A 3,436-nucleotide genomic window follows, 5' to 3' on the forward strand; every position below is an offset into this window, starting at 1 on the left:
CCGCCAGCCCTCGGGGCGCAGCTCGATGACGTCGGCCCAGGAAGCGGCCGCGGTGAGCGGGTCCGGTGCGGCGTGCTGGGTGCGCTGCCACGCCTCCGGCATGGTCCTCGTCATATGACGTGTATCGGCGCGGGGCGGCGCCGCTTGAGCCGCGACCGCTCCGGTCCAGACCGGCGGGGGCCTCTAGGGTGGAGGGCATGAAGGTTCTCGTCACCGGCGGCGCCGGCTACATCGGCTCGACCACTGCGAAGGCCCTCGAGGAGGCCGGCCACACGCCGGTGATCCTCGACAACCTGCTGACCGGACCGCTCGTGTTCGTGCGCGACCGGATCTTCTACGAGGGCGACATCGCCGACCGGGCGCTGGTGCGCCGGATCGTCGAGGAGCACCCCGACATCGACGCGACCATCCACATGGCCGCGCGCATCGTGGTGCCCGAGTCGGTCGAGAAGCCCTACGAGTACTACCGCGACAACGTCGCGAAGTCGCTCGAGCTCTTCGACGAGCTCAACGCGCTCGGCAAGGGCCGGGTGCTGTTCTCCTCCTCGGCGTCGATCTACGCGCTCAAGGACGAGTTCGAGGTCTCCGAGGGCGACCGGCTCGAGCCGACCTCGCCGTACGCCCGCACCAAGCGGATGATGGAGGAGGTCCTCCAGGACATGGCGGCGGCCACCGAGCTGCGCGCGATCATCCTGCGCTACTTCAACCCGATCGGCTCCGACCCCGACCTCGAGTCCGGCATCTACGCCAAGGAGCCCTCGCACGTCCTGGGCCAGCTGGTGATGGCCGCCCGCGGCCAGAAGGACTCCTTCACGATCACCGGCACCGAGCACCCCACCCGCGACGGCACGGGCATCCGCGACTACATCCACGTCTGGGACCTGGCGCGCGCGCACGTCCGCGCGGTCGAGCGGTTCGACGAGGTGATCGAGGCGGCCGGCGAGCCGAGCGTGATCATCAACGTCGGCACCGGCTCCGGTGTCACCGTGCGCGAGCTGGTGAAGTCGTTCGAGAACGTCTTCGGCTCCGAGGTGCCGGTCACCGAGGCCCCGCCGCGGCCAGGCGACGCCGTCGGCGCGTTCGCCAACGTCGACCGCTCGCGGCAGCTGCTCGACTGGCGCACGGAGCTCTCGCTCGACGACGCGATCGCCTCCGCGCTGGCCTGGGGCGCCAAGCGCCAGGAGATCCTGGGCTACGAGTGAGGTCCGGCCTCGCCGTCCTGGCGGCGGTCCTCCTGCTCGGGGGGCTCGCCACGCCGGCGTACGCCGAACGGGCTGAGCTCACCGCGCGCGCCGTGAAGCCGCTGGAGGGTCGGGTGGTCGTCCTCGACCCCGGCCACCAGCTGGGCAACCACAACTTCCCGCGGCGCATCAACCGCCTGGTGCCGGCCGGCGGCTTCCGCAAGCCGTGCAACACCACCGGGACCGCCACCAACGGCGGCTACCCCGAGGCGACGTTCGCCTGGCAGGTGACGCGGCTCGTCCAGGCGCGGCTGCAGAAGCTCGGCGCGACCGTGAAGCTGACGCGCAACGCCAACCGCCAGGACCGCTGGGGCCCGTGCGTCGACGAGCGCGGCCGCGCCGGCAACGCCGTCGAGGCCGACCTCAAGATCAGCCTGCACGGTGACGGCTCGTACGCCGCCGGCGCCCGCGGCTTCCACGTGATCGCTCCCACCGACCGGCGCCCGTGGACCCACGACATCTTCCGCCCGTCCCGTCGGCTCGCCCTCGACACCCGCGCCGCGCTGCGCGCCCGGGGCGTGCCGGTGGCCAACTACATCGCCGGCGGCGACGGCCTCGACTTCCGCTCCGACCTCGGCACCCTCAACCTCTCCGACGTCCCCACCGTGATGGTCGAGCTCGGCAACATGCGCAACCCCCGCGACGCCCACCGGATGACCACCCCCTCCGGCCGCGCCACCTACGCCCGCGCCCTCGCCACCGCCGTCCGCCGCTACCTCGGCTGACTGCCCCGGCCCGGAGTTCGCACGCACCAGACGCATCTGTCGTCCCGGGTGCGGCGAGAGGACAGATACGTCAGGTGTGTCGCTGAGGCGCCCGGAAGGCACGACCGACGCAGGTCGGCTCAGGTGGTGGCGCCGTCGAGGACCAGGTCGACCAGGGCGGAGGCGCGGGTCTCGATCTCCTCGTCGGTCAGGGTGCGGCCGTCGAGGCGGCGGGTGAGCGTCTGCACGATCACCGAGCCGTAGATGCACTGCCCCATCTCGACCGGCGGGTAGTCCGCTGCCAGCTCGCCGCGGGCGACCGCGCGCTCGGCCATCTGGACCACCCAGTCGACCTGGACCTCGGTCACCGCCTGGGTGAACCCGCCCAGCTGCTCGGGCGCGCCGGCGGCGTCGATGACCACGCGCAGTCCCGCCCAGCCGGCCGGATCGCGGTAGTGGCGGAACAGGTTGACCGCCAGCGCGCGCAGGTCGCCGCGCAACGAGCCGGTGTCGACGTTGCCGAGGGTGTCGCTGGACGCGCTGACGGCGTCGGTCAGCAGCGCGTCCTTGTCCTGCCAGCGCAGGTAGACCGTCGACTTCCCGACGCCCGCGCGGCGAGCGACCCCGTCCATGGTGAACCCGGACCAGCCGTGCTCGCCGTACTCCTCGAGCGCCGCATCGATGATGCGTTGCTCCGCTCCCGGCGTGCGCGGTCGACCGCGACTCCGCCGAGGCTCCCCCGTGGACCCCTGTGAGGTGGACATGGCTGATTGAACCTCAGAATCCGCCCGGAAAGGGGAGGATCGCCGACGATGGGGGCCCGCTCGCTACGCTCGACCGCGTGTCGGTCTGGGGCGAGCGCAACACCCATCACTGGGACGACTGGACCCTCGCCGACCTCATGGGGGCCAAGGCGGGCCACACGGTCAGCCTGGTCGTCCCCGCCCGCAACGAGGCCGCGACCGTCGGCGACGTCGTCTCCCGGGTGCGCGAGGCCCTGGTCGACACCGTCGCGCTGCTCGACGAGATCGTGGTCATCGACTCCGACTCCACCGACGACACCTACGCCGTGGCCACCGACGCCGGCGCGGTCGTGCACCGCGCGGCGGAGATCCGCCCCGACCTGGGCAGCGTGCCCGGCAAGGGCGAGGCGATGTGGAAGTCGCTGTTCGTCACCACCGGCGACGTGCTGGTGTTCATGGACGCCGACCTCCTCGACTGGGACACCCACTTCGTGCCCGGCCTGCTCGGACCGCTGCTGACCCGCCCCGAGGTCGCGCTCGTCAAGGGCTTCTACGAGCGCCCGATGGTCTCCGGCAACGAGGCCGTGCCCTTCGAGGGCGGCCGGGTCACCGAGCTCGTCGCGCGGCCGCTGATCCGGCTGCTGTTCCCCGAGCTCGCCGGGCTGCACCAGCCGCTGGCCGGTGAGTGGGCCGTACGCCGGAGCCTGTTCGAGCAGCTCAGCGTGCCGACCGGGTACGCCGTGGAGCT

General features: G+C 72.2%; 4 protein-coding genes. 3 read left to right on the forward strand and 1 reads right to left on the reverse strand.

The features are described 5' to 3' along the window. Window positions 1-197 precede the first annotated feature (197 nt). Complete coding sequence (gene galE / locus Q0L15_RS15675) at window positions 198-1,202, forward strand: UDP-glucose 4-epimerase GalE (RefSeq protein WP_296605385.1); 1,005 nt, start codon at window positions 198-200, stop codon at window positions 1,200-1,202. Continuing rightward, window positions 1,199-1,966, forward strand: a complete 768-nt coding sequence (locus Q0L15_RS15680) for an N-acetylmuramoyl-L-alanine amidase (protein WP_296605386.1) — start codon at window positions 1,199-1,201, stop codon at window positions 1,964-1,966. Before galE ends, Q0L15_RS15680 begins: the two co-directional genes overlap by 4 nt. Window positions 1,967-2,085: 119 nt before the next feature. Here the strand turns inward: Q0L15_RS15680 and Q0L15_RS15685 are convergent, their stop codons facing one another. Next, window positions 2,086-2,709 carry a TetR/AcrR family transcriptional regulator gene (locus Q0L15_RS15685; protein WP_296605387.1) on the reverse strand — a complete coding sequence of 208 codons (624 nt, stop codon included), beginning with the start codon at window positions 2,707-2,709 and terminating at the stop codon, window positions 2,086-2,088. Window positions 2,710-2,786: 77 nt separating this feature from the next. Here Q0L15_RS15685 and Q0L15_RS15690 point away from each other — a divergent pair. Beyond that, on the forward strand, window positions 2,787-3,436 hold a 650-nt coding region (locus Q0L15_RS15690; protein ID WP_296605388.1), incomplete at its 3' end, for a glucosyl-3-phosphoglycerate synthase.

Source organism: Nocardioides sp., from assembly GCF_024509035.1.
GTDB lineage: Bacteria > Actinomycetota > Actinomycetes > Propionibacteriales > Nocardioidaceae > Nocardioides.

Bases quoted from the DNA above. Each gene is read 5' to 3' on its own strand.
- galE (WP_296605385.1), top strand. From the start codon at position 198: ATGAAGGTTCTCGTCACCGGCGGCGCCGGCTACATCGGCTCGACCACT.
- Q0L15_RS15685 (WP_296605387.1), bottom strand. From the start codon at position 2,709: ATGTCCACCTCACAGGGGTCCACGGGGGAGCCTCGGCGGAGTCGCGGT.